The organism is Pseudonocardia bannensis, from assembly GCF_012911875.1.
GTDB lineage: Bacteria > Actinomycetota > Actinomycetes > Mycobacteriales > Pseudonocardiaceae > Pseudonocardia > Pseudonocardia bannensis.
In genome coordinates, this window is the sequence record NZ_JAAXKZ010000099.1 from 1 (window position 1) to 23139 (window position 23139).

General features: G+C 71.8%; 27 protein-coding genes and 1 tRNA gene. 17 read left to right on the forward strand and 11 right to left on the reverse strand.

What is annotated here, in order from left to right:
- Both HF519_RS21905 and HF519_RS21910 read left to right on the forward strand, forming a co-directional pair.
- The coding region (locus HF519_RS21905) for a patatin-like phospholipase family protein (RefSeq protein ID WP_312860266.1) at positions 1-1088 on the forward strand (1088 nt) is incomplete at its 5' end.
- A gap of 214 nt (positions 1089-1302) precedes the next feature.
- Positions 1303-1749, forward strand: a complete 447-nt coding sequence (locus HF519_RS21910) for an STAS domain-containing protein (protein WP_169414873.1) — start codon at positions 1303-1305, stop codon at positions 1747-1749.
- Here the strand turns inward: HF519_RS21910 and HF519_RS21915 are convergent.
- Positions 1707-3143, reverse strand: coding sequence for a helix-turn-helix domain-containing protein (locus HF519_RS21915; protein ID WP_169414874.1), 1437 nt, complete (start codon positions 3141-3143; stop codon positions 1707-1709). The genes HF519_RS21910 and HF519_RS21915 overlap by 43 nt on opposite strands.
- A gap of 395 nt (positions 3144-3538) precedes the next feature.
- Here HF519_RS21915 and HF519_RS21920 point away from each other — a divergent pair, with 395 nt between their 5' ends.
- A complete protein-coding gene (locus HF519_RS21920; protein ID WP_169414875.1) occupies positions 3539-3688 on the forward strand; it encodes a hypothetical protein in 150 nt (49 codons plus the stop codon).
- Positions 3689-3695: 7 nt separating this feature from the next.
- Positions 3696-4613, forward strand: coding sequence for a class I SAM-dependent methyltransferase (locus HF519_RS21925; RefSeq protein ID WP_211170404.1), 918 nt, complete (start codon positions 3696-3698; stop codon positions 4611-4613).
- A 203-nt stretch (positions 4614-4816) separates the two neighbouring features.
- Here the strand turns inward: HF519_RS21925 and HF519_RS21930 are convergent, their stop codons facing one another.
- Positions 4817-5167: an STAS domain-containing protein gene (locus HF519_RS21930; RefSeq protein WP_169414876.1), complete on the reverse strand. Its 351-nt coding sequence runs from the start codon at positions 5165-5167 to the stop codon at positions 4817-4819.
- A 491-nt stretch (positions 5168-5658) separates the two neighbouring features.
- Here HF519_RS21930 and HF519_RS21935 point away from each other — a divergent pair, with 491 nt between their 5' ends.
- Positions 5659-6186, forward strand: a complete 528-nt coding sequence (locus HF519_RS21935; RefSeq protein ID WP_169414877.1) for a dihydrofolate reductase family protein — start codon at positions 5659-5661, stop codon at positions 6184-6186.
- A gap of 433 nt (positions 6187-6619) precedes the next feature.
- Here HF519_RS21935 and HF519_RS21940 read toward each other — a convergent pair.
- A tRNA-Tyr gene (locus HF519_RS21940) sits at positions 6620-6701 on the reverse strand.
- A 91-nt stretch (positions 6702-6792) separates the two neighbouring features.
- Between HF519_RS21940 and HF519_RS21945 the strand changes: the two genes are divergently transcribed.
- Positions 6793-7284, forward strand: coding sequence for a YajQ family cyclic di-GMP-binding protein (locus HF519_RS21945; RefSeq protein WP_169414878.1), 492 nt, complete (start codon positions 6793-6795; stop codon positions 7282-7284).
- Between the two features lie 112 nt (positions 7285-7396).
- Here HF519_RS21945 and HF519_RS21950 read toward each other — a convergent pair whose 3' ends face one another.
- From HF519_RS21950 to HF519_RS33010, 3 genes are all read right to left on the reverse strand, one after another.
- Positions 7397-7909 carry a PaaI family thioesterase gene (locus tag HF519_RS21950; RefSeq protein WP_169414879.1) on the reverse strand — a complete coding sequence of 171 codons (513 nt, stop codon included), beginning with the start codon at positions 7907-7909 and terminating at the stop codon, positions 7397-7399.
- Positions 7910-7955: 46 nt separating this feature from the next.
- Positions 7956-8276, reverse strand: a complete 321-nt coding sequence (locus tag HF519_RS21955; protein WP_169414880.1) for a helix-turn-helix domain-containing protein — start codon at positions 8274-8276, stop codon at positions 7956-7958.
- A 93-nt stretch (positions 8277-8369) separates the two neighbouring features.
- On the reverse strand, positions 8370-8744 hold the full coding sequence (locus HF519_RS33010) for a DUF6597 domain-containing transcriptional factor (protein ID WP_312860267.1): 375 nt from the start codon (positions 8742-8744) through the stop codon (positions 8370-8372).
- Here HF519_RS33010 and rfbA point away from each other — a divergent pair.
- The 4 genes from rfbA (at position 8700) to HF519_RS21980 (ending at position 12445) form a co-directional block, all read left to right on the forward strand.
- Positions 8700-9599, forward strand: a complete 900-nt coding sequence (rfbA, locus tag HF519_RS21965; RefSeq protein WP_169414882.1) for a glucose-1-phosphate thymidylyltransferase RfbA — start codon at positions 8700-8702, stop codon at positions 9597-9599. The two genes, HF519_RS33010 and rfbA, sit on opposite strands and share 45 nt — an antisense overlap.
- 209 nt (positions 9600-9808) lie before the next feature.
- Positions 9809-10378, forward strand: a complete 570-nt coding sequence (locus HF519_RS21970; protein ID WP_169414883.1) for a TIGR03086 family metal-binding protein — start codon at positions 9809-9811, stop codon at positions 10376-10378.
- Positions 10375-10749 (forward strand): nuclear transport factor 2 family protein, encoded by a 375-nt coding sequence (locus tag HF519_RS21975; protein WP_169414884.1) that lies wholly within the window; start codon positions 10375-10377, stop codon positions 10747-10749. The genes HF519_RS21970 and HF519_RS21975 overlap by 4 nt, the downstream gene beginning before the upstream one ends.
- A gap of 34 nt (positions 10750-10783) precedes the next feature.
- A complete protein-coding gene (locus HF519_RS21980; protein ID WP_169414885.1) occupies positions 10784-12445 on the forward strand; it encodes an AMP-binding protein in 1662 nt (553 codons plus the stop codon).
- 26 nt (positions 12446-12471) lie between these two features.
- Here the strand turns inward: HF519_RS21980 and HF519_RS33015 are convergent, their stop codons facing one another.
- Together HF519_RS33015 and HF519_RS21990 are read right to left on the reverse strand one after the other, a co-directional pair.
- Positions 12472-12675, reverse strand: a complete 204-nt coding sequence (locus HF519_RS33015) for a DUF6186 family protein (RefSeq protein WP_169414886.1) — start codon at positions 12673-12675, stop codon at positions 12472-12474.
- Positions 12672-13061, reverse strand: a complete 390-nt coding sequence (locus tag HF519_RS21990) for a hypothetical protein (RefSeq protein WP_169414887.1) — start codon at positions 13059-13061, stop codon at positions 12672-12674. The genes HF519_RS33015 and HF519_RS21990 overlap by 4 nt, the downstream gene beginning before the upstream one ends.
- Positions 13062-13130: 69 nt before the next feature.
- On the opposite strand from HF519_RS21990, the gene HF519_RS21995 reads away from it, so the two are divergent.
- Genes HF519_RS21995 through HF519_RS22005 form a run of 3 tightly spaced genes read left to right on the forward strand, consistent with a single transcriptional unit; the run spans position 13131 to position 14906 of the window.
- Positions 13131-13733: an ArsR/SmtB family transcription factor gene (locus HF519_RS21995; RefSeq protein WP_169414888.1), complete on the forward strand. Its 603-nt coding sequence runs from the start codon at positions 13131-13133 to the stop codon at positions 13731-13733.
- Positions 13726-14520 carry an SRPBCC family protein gene (locus HF519_RS22000; protein WP_169414889.1) on the forward strand — a complete coding sequence of 265 codons (795 nt, stop codon included), beginning with the start codon at positions 13726-13728 and terminating at the stop codon, positions 14518-14520. The genes HF519_RS21995 and HF519_RS22000 overlap by 8 nt, the downstream gene beginning before the upstream one ends.
- Before the next feature lie 20 nt (positions 14521-14540).
- The gene (locus tag HF519_RS22005; protein ID WP_169414890.1) at positions 14541-14906 is read left to right on the forward strand and encodes a VOC family protein; all 366 of its coding nucleotides are present in this window, start codon (positions 14541-14543) and stop codon (positions 14904-14906) included.
- A 16-nt stretch (positions 14907-14922) separates the two neighbouring features.
- On the opposite strand, the gene htpX is transcribed toward HF519_RS22005, so the two are convergent.
- Positions 14923-15783, reverse strand: coding sequence for a zinc metalloprotease HtpX (gene htpX, locus HF519_RS22010; protein WP_169414891.1), 861 nt, complete (start codon positions 15781-15783; stop codon positions 14923-14925).
- Between the two features lie 131 nt (positions 15784-15914).
- On the reverse strand, positions 15915-16484 hold the full coding sequence (locus HF519_RS22015; RefSeq protein WP_312860268.1) for a PaaI family thioesterase: 570 nt from the start codon (positions 16482-16484) through the stop codon (positions 15915-15917).
- A 36-nt stretch (positions 16485-16520) separates the two neighbouring features.
- Here HF519_RS22015 and HF519_RS22020 point away from each other — a divergent pair, with 36 nt between their 5' ends.
- From HF519_RS22020 to HF519_RS22030, 3 genes are all read left to right on the forward strand, one after another.
- Positions 16521-17270, forward strand: a complete 750-nt coding sequence (locus HF519_RS22020; RefSeq protein ID WP_169414892.1) for an enoyl-CoA hydratase — start codon at positions 16521-16523, stop codon at positions 17268-17270.
- Between the two features lie 139 nt (positions 17271-17409).
- Positions 17410-19341: a 2-oxoacid:acceptor oxidoreductase subunit alpha gene (locus HF519_RS22025; RefSeq protein ID WP_211170406.1), complete on the forward strand. Its 1932-nt coding sequence runs from the start codon at positions 17410-17412 to the stop codon at positions 19339-19341.
- Between the two features lie 34 nt (positions 19342-19375).
- Positions 19376-20458 carry a 2-oxoacid:ferredoxin oxidoreductase subunit beta gene (locus HF519_RS22030; protein WP_169414894.1) on the forward strand — a complete coding sequence of 361 codons (1083 nt, stop codon included), beginning with the start codon at positions 19376-19378 and terminating at the stop codon, positions 20456-20458.
- A gap of 69 nt (positions 20459-20527) precedes the next feature.
- Here the strand turns inward: HF519_RS22030 and HF519_RS22035 are convergent, their stop codons facing one another.
- Positions 20528-21130: a sunset domain-containing protein gene (locus tag HF519_RS22035; RefSeq protein WP_169414895.1), complete on the reverse strand. Its 603-nt coding sequence runs from the start codon at positions 21128-21130 to the stop codon at positions 20528-20530.
- Positions 21131-21994: 864 nt separating this feature from the next.
- On the opposite strand from HF519_RS22035, the gene rarD reads away from it, so the two are divergent.
- Entirely contained in the window at positions 21995-22888 is an 894-nt protein-coding gene (gene rarD, locus HF519_RS22040; protein ID WP_312860269.1) for an EamA family transporter RarD, read from the forward strand.
- Positions 22889-23139: the final 251 nt, after the last annotated feature.

Genomic DNA, 23139 nt, shown 5'->3' on the forward strand with positions numbered 1-23139 from the left:
CCCGGCGTCCCGCCCGCACCGGGCCGGCGATCGGCGACACCGGGCGCGGACGGCGCGAGCCGGGACGGGATGATCGGGGCATGTCCATACCCGGTCGAGACCCCGAGCTCAGCCGGCCCGCCGACGCCGCCCTCTCCGGCGACGAGGAGGTCCTGCGCGCACTGGTGCGCCGGCGCGACGCGGGCAGCAAGCCCGACGCACGCTCCGATCCGTACCGCATCGCACTCGTGGTCGCCGGCGGTGGGATGCGCGGGGCGTACGCGGGCGGGATGGTGCGGGCGCTGGAGGAGGCCGGACTCAGCGACACCTTCGACGTGGTCTACGGAAGCTCGGCCGGGGCCTTCGTCGGCACGGCGCTGGTGCTGGGCCACGGCAACGACGCCGCTCGCATCTTCTCCGAGGACATGGCCTGCAAGGAGTTCATCGATCCGCGCCGGCTGGGGACGCGGCGTCCGATGGTGTCTCTCGACCACCTGTTCGACGAGATCCTCACGGTGTCCAAGCCGACGTCGTGGTCGTCGCTGCAGACCAGCCCGGTGCCGCTGCACGTCGTCGTGACCGATGCCGACGACATGCAGCCGTACGTCATGACCGAGTTGGACAGCGCGCAGGAGTGGAAGCTGGCCATGCGGGCCACCGCGACCATCCCGTGGCTGGCCGGGCCCCCCGTCGAGCTGCGCGGCCGGCGCTGGATCGACGGCTCCGTCGGCGACCCGCTCCCCGTCCTGCGTGCGCTGCGCGACGGCGCCACCCACGTACTCGCGTTGCTCACCCGGACCGTTCCCGAATTGCGCCGGTCCGATCCGGGCGAGAAGGCCCCGCTGTGGGCCCGCTCGCTGGACGTCGTCGTCCCCGGTCTCGGTGCGATGACCCAGGACGTCCGCCGGCACGCCGACAGCCTGGCGCTGCTCTCCGACGCCGCTCATCCCGACCGCGGCGGCGCGCACCTGCTGGCGATCACACCGGCACGCACGTCCGGTGTCCGGGGACTGACCATCGACGTGGACCGGGTGGAGCGTGCGGCCGACCTGGGACACGAGGCCGCGGTGGCGGCGCTGCGGGCCGTGGACGGCGACGGGCAGCTCTGAGCGAGCGACCGCCGGCTCCGGACTCGGGCGCAGTTCGGCCCGACCGGCCCGGATCCTGGAGATGCTCGGGATCACGGTCACCGGGGTGCGCGAACCGTACGAGGACGGTCGCGATACGGATAGCCGCCGACCGCGCTCCGGCTCTTCAATGTCCGCGTCGGGGTGCGGCCGGAGCGGGCGCACCGGGTGAACGGGGGCGTCAGGAGCGCCGCGGATGAGACTGCTGACAGGGCCCGGGGAGCGGTCCGCCGACGAGGCGTTCCGGTCGGCGATCGAGGTCGAGATCCTGAGCGGTGGCATCCGGCTCGTTCGGGTGCGGGGCCGGTTGGATCCGAGGGAGCTGCGCCGGGTGTTCGACGGGCTGCTGGCGGCCGCCAGGCTCCCCGTCGTCGTGGAGTGGGGCGAGCACGCGGTGCTGGACGCCGAGGCGGTGTCCGCCCTGGTGCATGCGGCGTACGCGGCCGGTGAGGCCGACATCGGCTTCGCACTGGTCGGCATCGACGCCGAGCGCGAGCAGATCCTCGCCACGATGGGGCGGTCCGCCCTGTTCGAGATCCACCCCAGTGTGGCGGCTGCGGTCCCGGTCGGACCGGGCCGTGGTGGCGGCGGACCGGCCGGTCACCGCGGGCGGCGCAGGGTCTGCGACGGTGGAACGCCGTAGACCTCCCGGTAGCTCGCCGCGAACCGGCCGAGGTGGGAGAAGCCGTTGCGTTCGGCGATGCGGCCCACCGAGGAGGTCGCCGGATCGGCCCGGGACAGCTCCTCGTGGGCGCGGGCGAGCCGGACGCCCTCCAGATAGCGCATGGGGGTGGTGGCGAGCCCGCGCTGGAACTCGAACTGCAGCCGCCGCGGGCTGAGGTGGGCGATCTCGGCGAGTTCGGCGAGTGTCCACCGGCGGCCGTGCCGGGCCTGGATCGCCGCCACCACCCGGTTGACCGTGGCGGGATTGCTCCGGGCGTCGCGGGCGGGCTCGTCGCGCAGGCCGGGGTCCGGGTGCAAGCCGATCAGCGCCCGGGGCACGTAGAGGCCCTCCCGTGCGGCCCGGACCGTGGCCAACGTCCCGGTGGGGGCTCCGAGCTTCGCCGCGGCCGTCTCGATCCGTGCCGCGACGTCGAACTCGGCCATCCGCAGGGCGGCCGCGATGCGTCCGCGCGGCCACCCCTCGACGAGCAGCCCGAGGACGTCGAGCTCGCACGGCGTGAGCCCGTACAGGTCCGGCGGCGTCGAGACCAGCACGACGGCCGTGAGATGGTACGGCGGCTCGGGCGGGCAGGGCAGTGCCGTGATCCGCAGGTGTCCCACCTGATGGGGGCACAGGAACGACACGTACGCGGCTCCCTGGGCCAGGTACGAGGTGACGACGGACAACACCGCCGAGCCGCGTTCGACGACCGGGTGCCGCGGCATGTCCGGCAGGGGAAGGAGCGCGCCGTCACGGGTCAGCACCACGCCGGCGTGGGCGTGGCGCACCATGCGGGCCGACGTGGCGACCATGCGCATGGGGTCCACCGCGCAGGCGACGGTCGGGGCCAGCATGGCGAACAGCTCGCGTTCACCGCGGGTCGGGTGCGCCTTGGTGCCGGTCATCATGGCCAGCAGCCCGAGGTAGCGCCCGTCCGCGGTGAACAGGCCGACGCCCAACCCCTCGACGAAGCCTGCAGGACCGTAGTAGTCGACCCAGATCCGCAGCTCCTCCTTGGGCACGGGGGTGTCGCTGACGGTGACGGTCCGGCCCGAGCGGTCCAGGCCCACGGCCTCGATGTCGACGAGCATCTCCGGCCCGGCCATGTAACGGAGGGTGGCGTCGTCATACCCGCGGGCGGCCAACTGGGTGTGCTCCCGTCGCTCCGGGTCGAGCGTGGCCATCCAGATCGCGTCGAACGGCACGATGCGGCGCAAGGGTTCGAGCATCGCCTCGGCCCGAGTCCGGGTGTGCCCCGGTGTCGCAGCGACGCTGCCGATCTCGGCGGCGACCTGGAGGCCGACCCGGCCGAAGGCGTTCGCGGCTGTCCGGCCCGGCGCCGGAAGCCGGACCGGGAGCGGTCGGTGTCTCATGTGCACCCCCCGGGTCGCTCCGGTGTCCGCTGCGGCACAGCCCCGGGCCGGCGCGGAGGTGCGCACCTCGGCCCACGGGTACCAAATCCCGCAGCGGGATCCCCCCACCCGGCTCATGGACCGAGCCCCGGTGGCCGGGTCGAGGGCCCGGCCCGGTGTCAGGGCTTCGTCGGTCGACCGGAGGCGATGGGATCGTTGTCTGGGGCGTCCTCGCCCACCCGGAACCGGGTCCTCATGTCGTGGTCCTCGTGCGGCAGGTTGCGGCGCCCGCCGAGGCGCTGGAGTCTGGGCCCGGTCGCCTCCCGGAATCTGGCTGTTCGGTGGTTGTCAGTCTCCCGCCGGGCGGCTCTAGTGTGATCAGCAGTCATGGCCTCGTACCTGGAAGCGGTGACGAGATGCGGATCGTGCAGCGGGTGGAGACCGTCGCCGTCGGAGTGCCGGTCGTAGCCGCCTTCGACCAGTTGCGCACGCTCGTGCCGTCGCGATGCCGGCCGGCCCGGGGGCCCGGCGGCGTCGTGGTCGACGCCGCTCCGACGTCAGCATGACCGGCGAGTGGCGGCACAGACTGTGAGCAGGGAGACGACGACACCCGAGAGCCATGGGCACGGACATCACCAGCCGCACCAGGACGGCTGGGACGCCGCCGGGGCCCGGTTGGAGGGCGAGGCGGAGATGTCCCTCGGTTTCCTCGAGGGGGCGGCGAACTGGCTCGCGGAGCTGACCCGTGACCGGCCGGTGCGGCGGATCCTCGACATCGGTAGCGGGCCCGGGGTCGGTTCGTGCGTGCTGGCGTCCGCGTTCCCCGGCGCCGTGATCGGGGCCGTGGACGGGTCGGCGCCGTTGCTGGAGCGGGCATCGGCCCGGGCCGCGCGTCTGGGGCTCGGCGAGCGTCTCGTCGTCACGCAGCAGGACCTGCCCGATGGACTGGACTTGCTCGAACCCGCGGACATCGTCTGGGCGAGCCGGGTCGTGCACCACCTGGGTGACCAGGAAGCGGCGGTGCGGCGGATGGCCGCTCTCGTGCGTCCGGGCGGTGTGCTGGCGATCGCCGAGGGCGGGCTGTCCCTGCGCTCGCTTCCACGGGACATCGGTATCGGCCGGCCCGGGCTGGAAGCGCGGCTGGACGTGGCTCAGCAGGACTGGTTCTCCGAGATGCGCGCGGCGCAGCCCGGGGCGGCGTCGACGGCGGAGCACTGGCCCGGGATCCTCGCCGACGCCGGGCTGACCCCGTGCGGAACGCGCTCGTTCCTGGTGGACCACACGGCGCCGCTGGATGCCAGGACACGGGCGGTGGTCGTCGGCTGGTGGGGCGGGATCCGGGAGCGGCTGGCGGACCAGATCTCAGCGGAGGACCGGGCCACGGTCGAGCGGCTGCTCGACCCGCAGGACGAGGAAGGGCTGTACCGGCGTCCGGACCTGTTCGTGTTGATGGCCACCACCGTCCACGCCGGACGTGCCACGACGCCGTGACGTCCGCCTTACCCGGTGGACGGTCCGCCCGCTTCCGGATGACGGCGACGTGCAACGCGGACCAGCCGCGGGCCTGACCGTCGATCGGGGAACGGCCCGCGTCCGGGCGGCGGCTCGGTCCTCGGGAGTCGGTAGCTGAACGTCGTAGCTCCGTCGCCGATCCACCGCCACAACGGAACGGCGCCGCCCTTCCTGTCAGCGAATCACATCGGCGCGCGGTTCGGGAAGCAGTCGACGGCCGCGGACAGCCCGACCATCCTGAACACCTTCGTGCCGCATTGACCGCTGACGACCTTGATCACCTGGCGATCACTCTGGTGCTGGAGGACGTCGATGACGATCGCGGCGGCGATCGAGCCGATGAAGGTGACCTCGCAAAGATCGATCACGAGCGTGGGAGTGCCACCGAGGGCGCGTTCGAGTCCGGCCCGGAAGGCCGCCTCGCTGGCCAGGTCGATCTCGCCTCGGATCGCGCACACGGTCGCGCTCGTGCTCAGGTGTTCGAGATCGATCGTGAGCAGTTCGGTGGCTGCATGATCGGGTGCGACGGGCATGGCCGACTCCCAGCCTTGACGTACCGCTCACGGTAGTGCGGTTCCGGTACGCGGCATACGACGGGACGAGCTGATGTGGTGAGCGGGCGGTGCACGAGCGGGTGCGGGCCGGCCCGCACCGCCGCAGGCGGATCACAGCGACGGGAAGGGGGCATGCGAGTACGGCGATGATGGGAGAACGACGACCCGTTGTTTGCGCACGAACACGGTCGGCGGGAGAACCGTGACCGGATCAGCCCCGAGGCCGCATATGACCGCGCGCCTGCACGGCGTGCAGCCCGAGCCACCTACGCCCATCACCAACAGCGCCTCGCCCGCTGTCACCCGTGCGATGTGGATGAGTGCATGGAACGGTGGCGGCCGCATCGGGGATGCAACGGGAACCGCCGCAGGGTGTGGCAGGTGAAGGATTCGAGCCTTCGTCACCCGCCGATGAGTTTTCCGATCGCCGGTCGTCTACCCGGTGACGGATGACCTACGGAAGGAGAATCATGGCCAAGCTGCTGTACGCGGCGACCATGTCGCTCGACGGCTACATCGCCGGCCCCGGCGGCGACATGTCGTGGCTCACCGAACACGTAGCGGGCGACAACCCCACAGCGGACCGCCTGCTGAACAGCGTCGGCGCGATCCTCGCCGGCAACAACACCTTCGGTGGTGATGATCCGAACCGCGGCACTGACAGCGAAGGCGCGTTCGGAGGCCGGTACCACGGCCCGGTCTTCGTGCTGACCCACCGGCCGCCTGCAGAGCCGCCCGCGGACGTCACCTTCGTGGGCGACCTGCCGAGCGCGATCGCGGAAAGCAAGAAGGCGGCTGGGGACAAATACGTCAACGTCCTCGGCGCGAATGTCGCCAAGCAGTGCATAGAGGCGAAGCAACTCGATGAGATCCTGGTTTTCGTCGCCCCCGTGCTACTCGGTGACGGCGTGCGCCTCTTCGACCATCCGGGCGGAGCCAACGTGCGGTTGAAGCCGCTTGCCGGCGAAACGGCGCATTGGTTCAGCGTCGTCTACTGACTTGCCGCGCCTGCCGGACAGCGACGATCCGACGCCGTGTCACCGCCGTCCGCCCTCTGATCTCCTGAAGCGGTGCCGGGCGCGGGCGGAGCCCGCGAGTCGTGGTCGGTTACGTCTGGGCTGCCGGCGGTCGTCGCTCTAGGCGAGGAGGCGGGTGGCAGCCTGGAGGTTGAATCGGGTGTCGCGGTCGGTGAGGTCGTCGGCGAGGACCTGGTGGATGCGGTGGACCGGTAGCGGGCGGTGCTGGTGTTGATGTCGAGCGTGCGGGCGGTCCGCAGGTAGTTGCCGCAGGAGCCGGGGTAGGCGCGCAGTGCGGGGACCAGCTGGTTGCCGTGCTCGGCGTCGGAATCGAGCGGCCCCAGCCAGTGGCGGACGTGAACGAGAACGGCCCCTGACCAGATTTTCGCTGGTCAGGGGCCGCACCCCGTGGGGGTGGCAGGTGAAGGATTCGAACCTTCGTAGGCTAAGCCGACGGATTTACAGTCCGCTCCCTTTGGCCACTCGGGCAACCTGCCGTGTTGCGATCGGGCTGGCCGATCCGCAGGGAGAAGGATACGACAGCGAAGATCCGGGCTCGCAGGGGCCCGGTCCGAAGGAGGACACCCCATGGCCGACCCGTCGTTCGACGTGGTGAGCAAGGTCGACCGGCAGGAGGTCGACAACGCCCTCAACCAGGCGTCGAAGGAGCTATCCCAGCGCTTCGACTTCCGCGGCACGGGCACGTCGATCGCATGGTCCGGCGAAGAAGCGATCGCTCTGGAGTCGGAGACCGAGGAGCGCCTCAAGGCCGCGATCGACGTCTTCAAGGAGAAGCTGATCAAGCGGAACATCTCGCTGAAGGCCTTCGAGGTCGGCGAGCCCGCGGTCTCCGGCAAGACCTACAAGGTCACCGGCAAGATCCTTCAGGGCATCGCGTCGGACAAGGCCAAGGAGATCAGCAAGGTCATCCGGGACGAGAAGCTGAAGGGCGTCCAGGCCCAGATCCAGGGGGACCAGCTACGCGTCTCGGGCAAGAAGAAGGACGACCTGCAGGGAGTCATCGCGCTGCTCAAGAGCAAGGACTTCGGGATCGCCCTGCAGTTCACCAACTACCGGTAGCCGGGGTGAGGCGACCGGGACCCGCTCCCGCTCGCACAAGTTCGCGAGGGCGGGCCCGCGGTTACCGGGGCGCCCGCCCTCGCGTCACCGCGGCCCGCCGGTGGGGAACTCGTCAGCCGCCCCGCGTGATCAGACAGCTCGACGTGGCCTCCGCCAACAGCGTCCCGGCGCCGTCGATGAGCTCCGCCCGGGCCAGCGCCGTGCGCCCACCGAGGTGGACGATCCGCCCCTCACATCGCACCGTCCCGGTATCCACCGTGACGCGCCGCAGGAACTTCACGTTGAGGTCCAGGCTCGTGTACCACGCCCTCGCCGGCAGCGTGGTGTGCACCGCACACCCCGCGGCGGAGTCGAGCAGGGTGGCGTAGACCCCGCCGTGGACCGAGCCGATCGGGTTGTAGTGGAACTCCGCAGGTCGGAGCCGGAACACCACGGACCCGACCTCGACGGACTCCAGCTCGAAGTCGAGGGTGTCGAGGATCGGCGGGTGCGGAAGCTCTCCGCGCAGCATCGCCTGCAGGTACGACAGGCCGTCCATGGTGGGCGCCACGGAGGCGCCTACCAGCGGGTCGCCCCACCGGTAGGACCGCTCCCGGGTGCCGATCGCCAGCTCCACGTCCGTCATGGACCCAGCCTAGCCGCTGAATCTCTCTGCGCAACTCAGCTGGGCGTCACGCGCTCAGCAGCACCTCCCGGCGCCGGCAGGCCTGCGCGTAGGCGGCCGGCGTCATACCGATCGCGGCGGCGAAATCGCGGATGAAATGCGACGGGTCGAAGTAGCCCAGCTCGGCGGCCACCTCGGCCCACGGCCGGTCGTGCTCCGCGGCCGGCCGCGCCGCCGCCTCGTGCAGCCGGCACCGGCGCAGCACCCACTTCGAGCTCACCGCGACGTAGCGCCGGAACAGCAGTTGCAGGGTGCGCGGAGCCAGACCGAACCGGGCCGTCACGTCGTCGAAGCGGGTGATCGTGCGGTCGTGCAACAGTGCCGCCACGATCCGGCCGACGAGTCCACCTGCGGTCCGGCGCCGGAAGGCGCGCCCGCAGGAATCCCTCCACCTGCCCGATGAGCTCACCGGCGGGCCCGGTCATCGACGTCGCCGGCGCAGTGGCCGCGAGCCCCACAGCTGCTCGGCCGCCACCACCACGCCGGTCAGCCCGGAGACCGGCGCGCCCAGGAACGGCAGGAACGCCCCCGACCGGAACTTCACCCCGAACACCCGGCCTGTGCCGCGGTAGACGGAGGTGAAGCGGCCGCGACCCACCCCGGACACGGCGAGCCGCCCGGCGTCGGGCACGAGGTTGACGCACGGGTGCGGGAGCAGCGGGACCGATGCGGAGACCGCGGAAACAGAGGAGACCGCGGAAACAGAATGGCGCAGCACACCGACATTCCCGCCGTGACAGCATCGCGGCCGATGAAGGGCATCATTCTGGCCGGCGGGGCCGGCACGCGGCTGCATCCGATCACCCGGGCGGTGTCCAAGCAGTTGCTGCCGGTCTACGACAAACCGATGATCTACTACCCGTTGTCGGTGCTGATGCTGGCCGGGATCCGCGACATCCTGGTCATCACCACCCCGGAGGAGCTGCCGCTGTTTCGCCGGTTGCTCGGGGACGGCGCCGAGCTCGGGCTGCGCCTGGGCTACGCCGCGCAGCCCAAGCCCGAGGGCATCGCGCAGGCGTTCCTGATCGGCGCCGAGCACATCGGCGGGCAGCCCTGCGCGCTGGTCCTGGGCGACAACATCTTCCACGGTCCCGGGTTCGCCGACGTGCTGCGCACCGGGATCGACGGGATCGCCCGCGGCGCGGACGGGGCGGTGCTGTTCGGCTATCCGGTGCGCGATCCGCAGCGCTACGGGGTCGGGGTGGCCGACGCCGCCGGGCGGCTGGTGGAGATCGAGGAGAAGCCCGCGGTGCCCCGGTCCAACCGGGCGATTACCGGGTTGTACCTCTATGACGAGCGGGTGGTCGAGATCGCTGCCGGGTTGCGGCCCTCGGCCCGCGGCGAGTTGGAGATCACCGATGTCAACCGGGCCTACCTCGACGCCGGTGCCGCCCGGCTGGTCGATCTGGGCCGGGGGTTCGCCTGGCTGGACACCGGGACCCACGACTCGCTGCTGGAGGCCGGTCAGTACGTGCAGGTTCTGGAGCACCGTCAGGGGGTGCGGATCGCGTGCCTGGAGGAGATCGCGCTGCAGCGCGGGTTCATCGACGCCGAGGCCTGCTACGCCCTGGGCGCGGCCCAGGCCAAGTCCGGCTACGGCGAGTACGTCATGGCCGTCGCCCGCGCCCACGGAGCCACACCCACCCCCTGACCAGGCCCCCGTCAGGTGGCGAGGCCACGCACGTTCGGCGCCACGTGTCCGCAATGTTGCGGATCCGGACGGCCGACGGGCGTAAGTTCGACGAGGTCGCCGGCCAAGTCACCGTGCTGCCGTCGGGGCACGGCACGTGGCTGGCCGGGACGAGCCGGTCGTGACCGTCGACCGGTGGGGTGCTTCCGGCTACGTGAGATGAGGCAGGCATGAGCGTCAGCGACATCACCGAGCTCTACCGCAGGTCCAGCGCAGCGTTCGGGGAGAGAGTGCACGCCGTCGAGGGTCGCTGGGACGCCGCGACACCGTGTCCCGGCTGGAGCGCCCACGACCTGGTCAACCATCTGGTGAACGAGGAGCGCTGGACCCCGCCGTTGTTCGGCGGCGCGACGATCGAGGAGATCGGCGACCGCTTCGACGGCGACCTGCTGGGCGCCGACCCCGTGCGCACCTGGGAGGAGGCCGCAGCCGCCGCGCTCGCCGCGATCGAGGCCGACGGGGCGTTGGACCGCACCGTGCACCTGTCCTTCGGCGACCATCCGGCCACCGAGTACGCGACCCAGCTCGCCGCGGACCACCTGGTGCACGCCTGGGACCTCGCCCGCGCCGTGGGTGCCGACGAGACGCTCGACCCGGACGCGGTGAAGTACCTCCTGGCCTGGTTCGAGTCGATGGAGCCGATCTACCGCTCGATGGGCGTCATCGGCGAGCGGGCACCGATCCCGGCGGACGCCGGCCCGCAGACCCGGCTGCTGGCGATGTTCGGGCGGCGATCGTGAGCGCGCCGGCCGCCGGCGCGGCCACGTCGGCCCTCGCCGCCGTCGCGCGGTTCAACGCGGCGTTCGACGCGCGCGACGTCGACGCGGTGATGGCCGCGATGACACCGGACTGCGTCTTCGAGGACACCACCCCGCCCGACGGGCGCCGCCACACCGGGCACGACGCGGTCCGCGCGGTCTGGGAGGAGCTCTTCACCGGCACTCCGGACGGGGTGTTCACCTCCGAGGAGGTCTTCGCGGCAGGTGACCGGGTGGTGTCGCGCTGGCGGTACTCGTGGGGAGGTCCCGGCGGCGGCCACGTCCGGGGCGTCGACGTCTTCACGGTCCGGAACGGCCTGGTCGCGGAGAAGCTGGCCTACGTGAAGGGCTAGTGACAACGATCACTCCGGCGGGTTGACTGCCGGGATGAGCATCTACGACCAGCGTCCGTGGCTGGACGTCTACGACGAGGGCACTCCGGCCGGGATCGAGATCGAGCACCCCAGCGCGCTGGCGATGTTCCGGGCCGCCGTCCGCAGCGCCCCGGACCGGCCGCTGCTGCACTACTTCCACGCCACCCGGACGGTCGGCGAGGTCGATGCGGACAGCGACGCGCTGGCCGCCGGCCTCGCCGGGCTGGGCGTCTCGCCCGGCGACCGGGTCGCGGTGTTCCTGCAGAACGTGCCGCAGTGGATGGTCACGATGCTCGCGGCGTGGAAGGCCGGCGCCGTCGTCGTGCCGGTCAACCCGATGCTGCGCGAGCGTGAACTGCAGGTCATCCTCGCCGATTCCGGGGCGACGACGGTGGTCGCGCTGGAATCGCTGCGCCCGGTGGTCACGGCGGTGCAGGCGGGGACCGATGTGCGGACGGTCATCACGACGTCGGAGCTGGAGTACCTGGGCGACGACGTGCCCAAGCTGCTCGCCGGCACCGCCCGCGACCGCGCCGCCGACACCGTCGACCTGCTGGAGCTGATCGAGGCCCACCGCGGCGCGCGCCCGCCGGACGTGCCCGAGGCCGGACCGGACGACGTGGCGCTGCTGACCTACACCTCCGGTACCACCGGCCCGCCGAAGGGAGCGATGAACACCCACCGGAACGTGGTGTTCAACGCCCAGACCTTCCGTGACTGGCTCCGGCTCGGCGGCGAGGACGTGATCCTCGGCGTCGCCCCGCTGTTCCACATCACCGGCCTGATCGGGCATCTCGCCGTCGCCGTGCTGATACCGGCGCCGCTGGTGCTCGGCTTCCGGTTCGACGCCGGCACCGTGCTCGACCTGATCGAGCGCTGGCGGGCGACGTTCGTCGTCGGCGCGATCCCGGTGTTCGTCGCGATGATGAACCACGAGACCGCCGAGCGGCGCGACCTGTCGAGCCTCACCAAGGTCTACAGCGGCGGTGCCCCGGTGGCACCGGCGATCGTGGAGGCCTTCGAGAAGCGGTTCGGCCACTACATCCACAACGCCTACGGGCTCACCGAGACGACCTCGCCGTCGCACGTGGGCCCGCTCACCGGGCGGGCGCCGGTGGACCCGACCTCGGGCGCGCTGTCGATCGGGGTGCCGGTGTTCGACACGATGGTCCGCATCGTCGGCGAGGACGGACAGGACCTGCCGGCGGGCCAGGTCGGCGAGATCGTGATCAGCGGGCCGCAGGTCGTCCCCGGCTACTGGAACAAGCCCGACGAGACCGCGCACGCGCTGCCCGCCGGGGTGCTGCACACCGGCGACGTCGGGTTCATGGACGCCGAGGGCTGGTTCTACATCGTCGACCGCAAGAAGGACCAGATCAACGCGGGCGGCTACAAGATCTGGCCACGGGAGGTCGAGGACGTGCTCTACGAGCACGACGCGGTCCGCGAGGCCGCGGTGATCGGGGTTCCGGACGACTACCGGGGCGAGACGGTGAAGGCCTTCGTCAGCCTGCGTCCGGGCGCGAGCGCCGGGCCCGAGGAGCTGATCACGCACTGCCGGGAGCGGATGGCGGCCTACAAGTACCCGCGCCAGGTGGAGATCATCGACGAGCTGCCGAAGACGGTCAGCGGGAAGATCCTGCGCCGCGAGCTGCGGGGCCGTGTGTCGGGCTGACCAGACTGACGACGTCGGTGAGCGGATCAGCGGGCGAGGAAGTGGAAACCCAGCCACAGCCAGCCGGCCAGGGTCAGCCACCGGGTGATCGGGTGCAGCAGAGCGGCGTGCAGCGCCTCGCCCATCGGTCGTGGCCGGGGCCCCGTCCGGCGCCGCGCGGCGATCTCCACGGCGAGCATCGCCGCGAGCGTGAGTACGAACCCGGCCGCGATCACGGCGAACGGGGTCACCGGGTCACCAGCCAGCGGCCGGCGACCAACCAGGCCAGGTAGCCCAGCACCCGACCCGGGTAGGTGTCCAGCAACGGGTCGGCCAGCAGGCTGAGCGTGGGGTGGTCCGCGTCGTTCCCCCACGCGATGGCGACGATCTCCCACAGGCCCAGCACGGCGCCCAGCCCGAGCCACAGCGCGACGCCCGGCCGCGGACGGGCGGTGGACGGCAGCGGCGCAACGGGCCGCCGGGCCCGCAGCGCGAGCAGTAGCACGCCCGGGACGAGCACCGCGACCGCGGCCGGTGCGGTCAGGGGGCGGGCCAGCGCGGCGAGCAGCGCGTAGCCGGTGATCACGGCGTCCCACCGGTCGAGCCGGGTCGCCCTCATCCGACTCGAGGCGGCCACCCGGCCAGTGTGACGGCCGCTGCCGGCCGTTTCTTGACAACTTTTCTTGTCGGTGGGACCGTCATCCGCGTGCAGGAACTCGCAGTGATCGACGACCCGGCCGCGGCCGGGGTCTCGCTGGACCCGGTACGCGCCCGGCTGCTCGCCGAGCTCGCCGAACCCGGCTCGGCGACCACGCTGGCCGCGCGCATCGGCCTCACCCGGCAGAAGGTCAATTACCACCTGCGGGCGCTGGAGCAGCACGGTCTGGTCGAACTGGTCGAGGAGCGCCGCAAGGGCAACGTCACCGAGCGGGTCATGCGCGCGACCGCCGCCAGCTACGTGATCTCGCCGGCCGTGCTGGCCGGGGTCGCGCCCGATCCCGAGCGCGCGCCCGACCGGCTCTCCGCACGCTGGCTGGTCGCGGTCGCCGCGCGGATGGTGCGCGAGGTCGGCGAGCTCCTGGCGGGTTCGGCGAAGGCGGGCAGGCGGCTGGCCACGTTCACCATCGACGGCGAGGTGCGCTTCGCGAGCGCGGCCGACCGGGCCGCGTTCGCCGACGAACTGGCCGGCGCCGTCACCGCGCTGGTCGCGAAGTACCACGACGACAACGCGCCGGACGGCCGCCCGCACCGGGTCGTCGTGGCGCTGCACCCGAGCGTGTCACCACGGGGGGAACGCAACGATGACTGAGCGCGAATTGAGCAAGCGGGTCGAGCTCGACGCCACACCCGAGCAGGTGTGGGAGGCCATCTCGACGGGACCGGGCATCTCGGCGTGGTTCGTCCCGCACCAGGTCGAGCCGCGCGCGGGCGGGACCGTCGAGCAGAGCTACGGCAGCGGGTACGCCACCTCCGGCCGGGTCACCGCCTGGGAGCCGGGCCGGCGGTTCGCGTACGGCTCCTTCCAGGCACCCGAGGACGGCCGGCCGGACTACGCCTTCGAGTTCCTCGTCGAGGGCCGCGACGGCGGCGGCACGGTCCTGCGCTTCGTGCAGAGCGGTTTCCTCGACGGGTCCGACTGGGACGGCGAGTACGACAGCTTCGACGCCGGCTGGGACCTGTTCTTCCACAACCTGGCCCAGTACCTGGCCCACTTCGCCGGCCGGCCGGTCGTCAACGTCGTGACGATGGGCTACGCGACGGGCGTCGACGCGGCCACCGCCTGGCCGGTGCTGTACCGCGGGCTCGGGCTCACCGGTCCGCCCGCCGTCGGCGACGAGGTCACGCTGCGCCCCGACGGCCCGGAGCCGATCACCGGCGTCGTCGACGTCGCGAACGCGGAGTTCCTCGGCGTCCGCTCCGCGCACGGGCTGCACCGGATCGGGGCCGAGGGCGGCGCCGGTTGCGGGGTGAGCGCCTACCACTACTTCTACGGGGGCGACATCGACGGCGACATCGACGGCGCTGCCGCGACCGCCGCCTGGCAGGACTGGCTCACCGGCCTCTTCCCCTCCGCCGCCCCGGTCGCCGCCCCGTGACCCCGGGACGGGGAAGGCCCGTGATCGGCACGTTCATCCACCTTGACCTCACCGTCCCCGATGCGCCGGGCCTGCGGGACTTCTACGCCGACGTGATCGGCTGGCGCCCCGAGCCGCTGGGCGACGACTGGATGATGCTGGCCCCGGACGGCACACCGGCCGCCGGCGTCTGCCACGCGCGCGGGGAGAACGCCGACCTGCCACCGCAGTGGCTCGCCTACATCGCGGTGGACGATCTCGAGGCGAGCCTCGCGGCGGCGACGGCCCGCGGCGGCGAGATCGTGGCCGGGCCGAAGGGCGAGGGGCCGGGGGCGTACGCGGTGATCCGCGACCCCGCCGGCGCGGTGCTCGCGCTCATGCAGCCACCGGTCGAGGAGCCCGCGTGAGCGGCCCGTCGGCGCGTCAGCCCCGGTAGACCATCTGCTCCAGGCGCCGGATCCGGTCCTCCATGGGCGGGTGGGTGGAGAACCACCGGGCCAGCTGCTCGCCCGGCCGGAACGGGCTCGCGATCATCAGGTGCGACTGCGAGACGAGCTGCGGCTCGGGCGGCAGCGGCGCGAGCTGGGTGCCGAGCTGCAGCTTGCGCAGCGCCGAGGCCAGCGCCAGCGGGTCGCGGGTCAGTTCGGCACCCGAGGCGTCGGCCTGGTACTCCCGGGACCGGCTGACGGCCATCTGCACCACGCCGGCCGCGATCGGGCCGAGCAGCGCGATCAGCATCATCGCGATCGGGTTGGGCCGGTCCTCGTCACCGCCCCCGAACAGGCCCGCGAACATCGCCATGTTGGCCAGGAAGCTCACCATGCTGGCCAGCGCGCCCGCGACGGAGGAGATCAGGATGTCGCGGTTGTAGACATGGCTCAGCTCGTGGCCGAGCACGGCCCGCAGCTCACGCTCGTCGAGGATCTCGAGCAGGCCGGTGGTCGCACACACCGCGGCGTGCCGGGGACTGCGACCGGTGGCGAACGCGTTGGGCGCATTCGTCGGGCTGATGTAGAGCTGCGGCATCGGCTGGCGGGCCGACTGGCTCAGCTCGCGGACGATCCGGTACATCGCGGGGTGCTCGGCCTGGGTGATCGGCCGGGCATGCATGGCCCGCAGTGCGAGCTTCGCCGAGTTGAAATAGGCGTAACCGTTCATGCCCAGCGCGAGTACCAGCGCGATGAGAAGCCCGCCGCGGCCGAACATCGACCCGACGAGCAGAACCAGCGCGCTCATCCCGCCGAGCAGCACCGCTGTCTTCACGCCGTTCATGTGGCTGTGCACCGAACTTCCGTCCTTCCGGGAACCTCGTGCGATGTCCCCCCGTACGGACAACGAGCCACCAGCGGGTGATGTTCCTCGGAGAGAATCCCCCTGGATGTCGACGCTGCGTCACGTTCCGATCGGGAAGCAGCTCAGGGGTTGACCTCGAGGTAACCGTTGTGCAGCTCCGGGTTCTGCCGCACCGCCGCCACGTCCTCGGGCCGCCCGTACGTGGCGAAGTGCTCGGCCGGCACTACGAGGAACAGCGCGTCCGCCTCCGCGGCGACCGGCCCGTCCGGGGCGTCGAGGCGCCCCTGCGCACTGACCCAGAGCTTGCGGCCCTCGCGCCGGTCGACGCGCGCGTGCAGGTACAGCGTGGTCCCGACCGGCACCGGCCGACGGAAATGGGTCTGCAGCCGCGCGGTCACCGCCGGCTCCCGGAAGAACACCTGCAGCGCACCGAGCGCCTCGTCGAACGCCGCGGTGAGCAGGCCGCCGTGAGCCAGGCCCGGGGCGCCCTGGTGCTCGGGCGTCACGGTGAAGGTCCCGCTCACGGTCAGGTCCTCGCCCGCCGTGAAGCGCATGTGCAACCCGCTCGCCGTGTCACCGCAGGCGAAGCAGTGCGCGTAGTGCTGGCCCAGCTTCGTGCCGGGCGTCGGGGCGGTCGGATGCGGGACCGGGCGGTCGCCCTCCGTGGGGGGCTGTGAGATCGAACCTGACACACCGGCGACGGTAATCGAGGCGGCAGGATGGCCCTCATGGCCATCGAAGTCCGCACCGACGTCAAAGACCGGGTCGCCCTCCTCACGGTGTCGAACCCCGAGCGTCGCAACGCGATGAACCTGGAACTGTCCGGCAAGCTCGTGGACGCGCTGCGCGCCGCCGTCGCCGACGAGAGCGTCGGCGCCGTCGTCATCACCGGCGAGCCCCCGGCCTTCTGCGCCGGTGGTGACCTGTCGGAGCTGCAGGACGCGGACCCGGCCACGCTGCGCACCGTCTACGAGGGCTTCCTCGAGGTCGCGAACTGCCCGCTGCCGACGATCGCCGCCGTGAACGGCGCCGCGGTCGGTGCCGGGCTGAACCTCGCCCTGGCCTGCGACGTACGGCTGGCCGGGCCGAAGGCGAAGTTCGACGCCCGCTTCATGCCGCTCGGGCTGCATCCCGGCGGCGGCTACACGTGGATGGTGAACCGGGCCGTCGGCCCGCAGGGAGCCGCCGCGATGACCCTGTTCGGCGACGTGCTCGACGCCGAGGAGGCCGAGCGGGTCGGCCTGGTGTGGCGGCGCTACGACGACGTGGTCGCCGGTGCCCTGGAGATGGCCGCCCGCGCGGCCGCCGCGCCCCGTGACCTCGAGATCACCACCAAGGCGACGATGCGGGTGACCGCGGGAATGACCTCGCATGCCGACGCCACCGAGGTCGAGGTGCGCGCACAGGCAGCGTCCGTGCACTCGGCGGAGTTCCAGCAGCGGGTCGCGGCGCTCCAGGCGAAGATCAGCAAGCGCTGAGGTCGGACCGGGGTTCCAATGGGTCGAACGCCCCGATGTGACATCGGGCAGGGTGAGGGGACACTCGGCGATGGGGGCGGTTAACCTCCAGAGATTGCCCCCCTTGCCCTGCCATCGAGCCCCGAGGACTGACCTCGATATGACGTCCAGCGACACCGCCGTCGATCATTCCTCCGCCGCGTCCGGTGACGGGCGCGAGGTTGTCCAGCGCGACCGGGTGGTGATTCGTTTCGCGGGTGACTCGGGTGACGGTATGCAGTTGACCGGTGACCGGTTCACCTCGGAGACCGCAACCTTCGGGAACGACCTGTCGACGTTGCCGAATTTCCCGGCGGAGATCCGGGCGCCGGCCGGGACGCTGCCGGGGGTGTCGTCGTTTCAGCTGCATTTCGCCAACTACGACATCCTGACCCCGGGGGACCGCCCGGACGTGCTGGTGGCGATGAACCCGGCGGCGTTGAAGGCGAACATCGCCGATCTGCCCGCGGGCGGGGTGTTGATCGTGAACACCGACGAGTTCAGCAAGCGGAACCTGACCAAGGTCGGCTACGAGGCGAACCCGCTGGAGGACGACAGCCTGGCGGAGTTCCAGGTGCATCCGGTGGCGATGGCCACCCTGACCCGGGGTGCCCTGGAGGGGACCGGGCTTTCCAAGAAGGACGCGGAGCGGGCGAAGAACATGTTCGCGCTCGGGCTGTTGTCGTGGATGTATCACCGCCCGCACGAGAGTACCGAGCGGTTTCTGCGGGAGAAGTTCGCCCGCCGCCCGGAGCTGGCCGAGGCGAACATCCTGGCGTTCCGGGCCGGGCACGCCTACGGGGAGACCACCGAGGCGTTCGCGGTGACCTACGAGGTGGCCCCGGCCAAGCTGGACGTGGGCACCTACCGGCAGATCACCGGCAACACCGCGCTGGCCTACGGCATCGTGGCCGCCGGGCAGACCACCGGGCTGCCGGTGTTCCTGGGCTCGTATCCGATCACCCCGGCCAGCGACATCCTCCACGAGCTGTCCAAGCACAAGGGCTTCGGGGTGACCACCTTCCAGGCCGAGGACGAGATCGCCGGTGTCGGCGCCGCCCTCGGGGCCAGCTTCGGTGGGGCGCTCGGGGTGACCACCACCTCCGGTCCGGGGGTGTCGCTGAAGTCGGAGACGATCGGGTTGGCGGTGGCCCTGGAGCTGCCGCTGTTGGTGATCGACGTGCAGCGCGGCGGCCCGTCGACGGGGCTGCCGACCAAGACCGAGCAGGCCGACCTGCTCCAAGCGATGTTCGGGCGCAACGGGGAGGCCCCGCTGCCGATCATCGCTCCCCGGTCGCCGGGGGACTGTTTCGCCGCCGCGCTGGAGGCCGCCGCGATCGCGGTCACCTACCGCACCCCGGTGATGGTGCTCTCGGACGGGTCGCTGGCCAACGGCTCCGAGCCGTGGAAGGTCCCCGACGCCGCCACCCTGGACAGGGTCGATCCGGGCTTCGCGACCGCACCGAACGCCCCGGACGGGTCGGACGAGTTCTGGCCGTATCTGCGCGATGACGACACCCTGGCCCGGCCGTGGGCGGTGCCCGGCACCCCGGGGCTGGAACACCGCATCGGCGGGCTGGAGAAGGCCGACGGCCGCGGCGCGATCTCCTACGACCCGGACAACCACGACCGGATGGTCCGGCTGCGCGCGGCGAAGATCGACGGCATTCCGGTGCCCGACGTCGAGGTGGACGACCCGACCGGGGACGCCGAGCTCCTCGTCGTGGGCTGGGGCTCGACCTACGGCCCGATCGGGGCCGGCGCCCGCCGCATCCGCGGGATGGGGCACAAGGTGGCCACCGCGCACCTGCGTCACCTCAACCCGCTGCCGGCCAACCTCGCCGAGGTCCTGGCCCGCTACCGCACGGTGCTGGTCCCGGAGATGAACCTCGGGCAGCTGGCGCTGCTGCTGCGCGCGAGGTATCTGGTCGACGCGCAGTCCTACACCAAGGTCTCCGGGCTGCCGTTCAAGGCCGAGGAGCTGCAGGACTTGTTCCTCGGCTACCTCGACGGGACCCACCCGACCACCGCACAGCAGGGAGTGCTGGCATGACCGACGACGCACTCGTTCCCGCGGAGGAGACATCGTGACCGCTCTGGATCTGGGTCTGCCGACGATCGGCGGGCTGGACGGTGTGCCGACCACCGACGCCAAGCAGACCGCCAAGGACTTCACCTCCGACCAGGAGGTGCGCTGGTGCCCGGGCTGCGGGGACTACGCCGTGCTCGCCGCCGTGCGCAGCTTCCTGCCGACGCTCGGGATCCGCCGGGAGAACACGGTGTTCGTCTCCGGGATCGGCTGCTCCAGCCGGTTTCCGTACTACCTCAACACCTACGGGATGCACTCCATCCACGGCCGCGCCCCGACCATCGCCACCGGGCTCGCGGTCACCCGACCCGATCTCAGCGTCTGGGTGGTCACCGGGGACGGGGACGCGCTGTCCATCGGCGGCAACCACCTGATCCACGCGCTGCGCCGCAACGTGAACCTGAAGATCCTGCTGTTCAACAACCGGATCTACGGGCTGACCAAGGGCCAGTACTCCCCCACCTCCGAGGTCGGGAAGGTCACCAAGTCCACCCCGATGGGCTCCCTGGACCACCCGTTCAACCCCATCAGCGTGGCGCTGGGCGCGGAGGCCAGCTTCGTCGGGCGCGCCCTGGACAGCGACCGCAAGGGCCTGACCGAGGTCCTGGCCGCGGCCGCGGCGCACCGCGGCACCGCCCTGGTCGAGATCTTCCAGGACTGCCCGATCTTCAACGACGGGTCCTTCGACGTGCTGCGCAAGGGCGACCACGAGAACCGGCTGATCCCGCTCACCCACGGTGAACCGATCCGGTTCGGCCCGGCCGACGCCGACGGGCTCGGGTCCTACGCGGTGGTCCAGGACGGCTTCGGGCTGGCCGTGGCCAAGGCCGACGAGATCGACCCCGGGAAGATCGTCGTGCACGACCAGGCCGACCACAACCTGGCCTTCGCGCTGTCCCGGCTCTCCGACCAGGACCTGACCCACACCGTCACCGGGATCTTCCGCAACGTCGACCGCACCACCTACGACGACGCCGCCCGCGCCCAGGTCGACCAGGCCCGCGAGAAGGCCGCCCAGAACGGCGGCGCCGACCTGCAGGCCCTGCTCAACGGCCGCGACACCTGGACCGTCGCCGGCTGAACACCGCCGTTCCCATACGAACGCCGGGTCGGCCGCCGCCGACCCGGCGTTCCTGTGTCCGAGGCCCGTTCAAGTGACCGTGCGGCGGGCGTTCCACGGGCTGTAACCGGCTCGTTCGGCGTCGTCGGCGGTGCGGAACCACAGGTCCGCGCGCGTGCGGACGTAGTAGGGCGAGTCCGGGTCGTGGAAGCGCTTCGACCCGTCGTTCGCCTTGATCGCGAACTCCGGGGACGGGGAGTAGCCGTCCGGGTTGGGTAGTGCAGAGCCCGGATGGGGGCCCTTCCGGGCCTCCGCGACGACCGAGGACACCGCGTCCGCCGCAGCCCCCGCGATGCGGTTCGGTCCGGTCCGGCCGATGCGCCCCGTGTCGAGAGCGGCCAGGGCCGAGTCGACGGCCGGCGCCCTCCAGGGCAGCTCCGCAGGAGTCGTGGCCGGCTCCTGGTCATCAGGGGTGGCATCCGCCGGCTCCTCGGCCACGGTTCCTGACTGCCCCGGGATCTCGGCCGGCTCGGTTCCTCCGCGGGGGGTGGCCGCCTGCTCCGCGGCTGGGGCCTCCCCGGCCCCGAGGTCCCCGGCCGGCGCACCTCCCGCCGTCCGACGACGGGCCAGCAACACCACGGCAACCAGCACGATGGTCACGACCAGCACCCACAGCCAGATCTGACCCGACACGACGACCCTCCCTCTGTCGAGCGCAGCCGGGACGTACCCGGCCCGGAGACGATCAGTTCGTGGATACCACGGTCCTGAGCCTCGCAGGGTGGGGATGGGGCCGGACTCCCTGACCGGACGGGTGACGGATCGGGCCGGTCCGATTCACCTCGGAGGCCGCCCGCCGCCGCCCGGACCTTCCTCCGGCGGTTCCCGGCGCTGTTGCGGGATGGGTCGCGTCGTCCGGTCCAGGTCCGGTGGCCCGGGCTGTGCGGGGATGGCGGTGGTCGCGTCGCCGGGGGACTCCTTCGGGGCCGCTCCGTCCGCACCCGGCCTCCGGTCCGGCGGACCGATGGTCCCGAGCAGATCGAGCGCGCCCGCCGCCGCAGCACCCGGGCGCCGGCCGCGAAGCGCGGTCGCGGCGCTCGATCCAGGAGTCGAGTGCCGCCAGTGCGGAATCGACGGTTCGAGCAGGCAGCGCCCCATCGGCGGGTTCGGCTTCCGGGGTCTCCGCAGGACGTGCCCGCCCCACCGGCTCCGAGGACGCTTCGGTGACCGGTCGTGCCCCGTGACCGGACGCCGCGTCGAAGCCCCGCCGCCGGTCGGGGACGCCGCGGAGGTCGCGGTGGGATCCACCGCTGATGAGGAACCACCGGCCACGAGGGATTCCACCGTTGCTCGATCGCCCCCGACGGGACGATGGAAGACGAAAGTCACCCACGAATATCACGGCATAACCGCGAATTCATCACAAATGGTCGATCAGTCCTGATCGTCCCTGGCTGCGGCACCGGAACGGGTGGTCAGCATCACCGTGGTGCTCACCCGCTGCGGTGTTCTGATGACGGTGTGACGTCGCCTGCACCTTCTCTGGACGGCCGAGGTGTGGCGTCCGCGGTGGGCGCCTACACGATCTGGGGGATGTTCCCGGCGTTCTGGCCGCTGCTCGAACCGGCTGCTCCCGTCGAGGTCCTGGCCCACCGGATCGCGTGGACCGCCCTGTTGATGGTCGGCGTGCTCACCGTCCTGCGCGGCTGGGCGGCGCTGCGCGCACTCTCGCTGCGTAGCTGGCTGATGGCCGCCGCGGCCGCCGGCCTCATCACCGTCAACTGGGGTCTGTTCATCGCGTCGGTGTTCATCGGGAGGGTCGTCGAGGTCGCCCTCGGCTATTTCATCAGCCCGTTGTTCAGCGTGCTGCTCGGAATACTGGTTCTGCGCGAGCGGCTCCGGCCCGCCCACTGGGCGGCCCTGGCACTGGCCACGGCCGCGGTCGCGGTCATTGCCGTGGAGAACGGCCGCGTCCCGTGGCTGGCACTCGTCCTCGGCTCCACGTTCGGCATGTACGGGCTGATCAAGAAAACGCTGCCCCTCGACACCGTGTCCGGGCTGACCGCTGAGGGACTGGTCATCGGCCCGCTGGCACTGGCGACGGTGGTGTGGTTCGAGGTGGCCGGGAGCGGGACGCTGACCGGCCACGGCGCCGGCCACGTGCTGCTGCTCCTCGTGGGCGGCCCGGTGACGGCGGTGCCGATGCTGCTCTACGGCGCCGCCGCCCGCCGGGTGCCGCTCAGCACGATCGGGGTGCTGATGTATCTGAACCCGACCCTGCAGTTCCTCTGGGGCGTCCTCGTCGTGGGCGAGGACATGCCCGCGACCCGCTGGGTCGGTTTCGTCCTGGTGTGGGTGGCCCTGCTGATCTTCACCGTCGACCTGCTCCGCCAGTCCCGCTCACCCCGCCCCAACCCCCATCCCCGCGAGTCGGGGTACATCCGAGCGTGAGTCGCGGTATCCCGCGACAGGCGGCCCGGACGGATCGGGCCGATGGCCGGCCATCCGCCCGCTCGTCCGGCCCGCCGGAGGCGGTTCACGGAACAGCGAGACCCCGACTCGCGCACGGCCAGACCCCGACTCGCGCACGGCCAGACCCCGACTCGCGGACAGCGGGAGCCCGACTCGCGCACGGCCAGACCCCGACTCGCGGACAGCGGGAGCCCGACTCGCGCACGGCCAGACCCCGACTCGCGGACAGC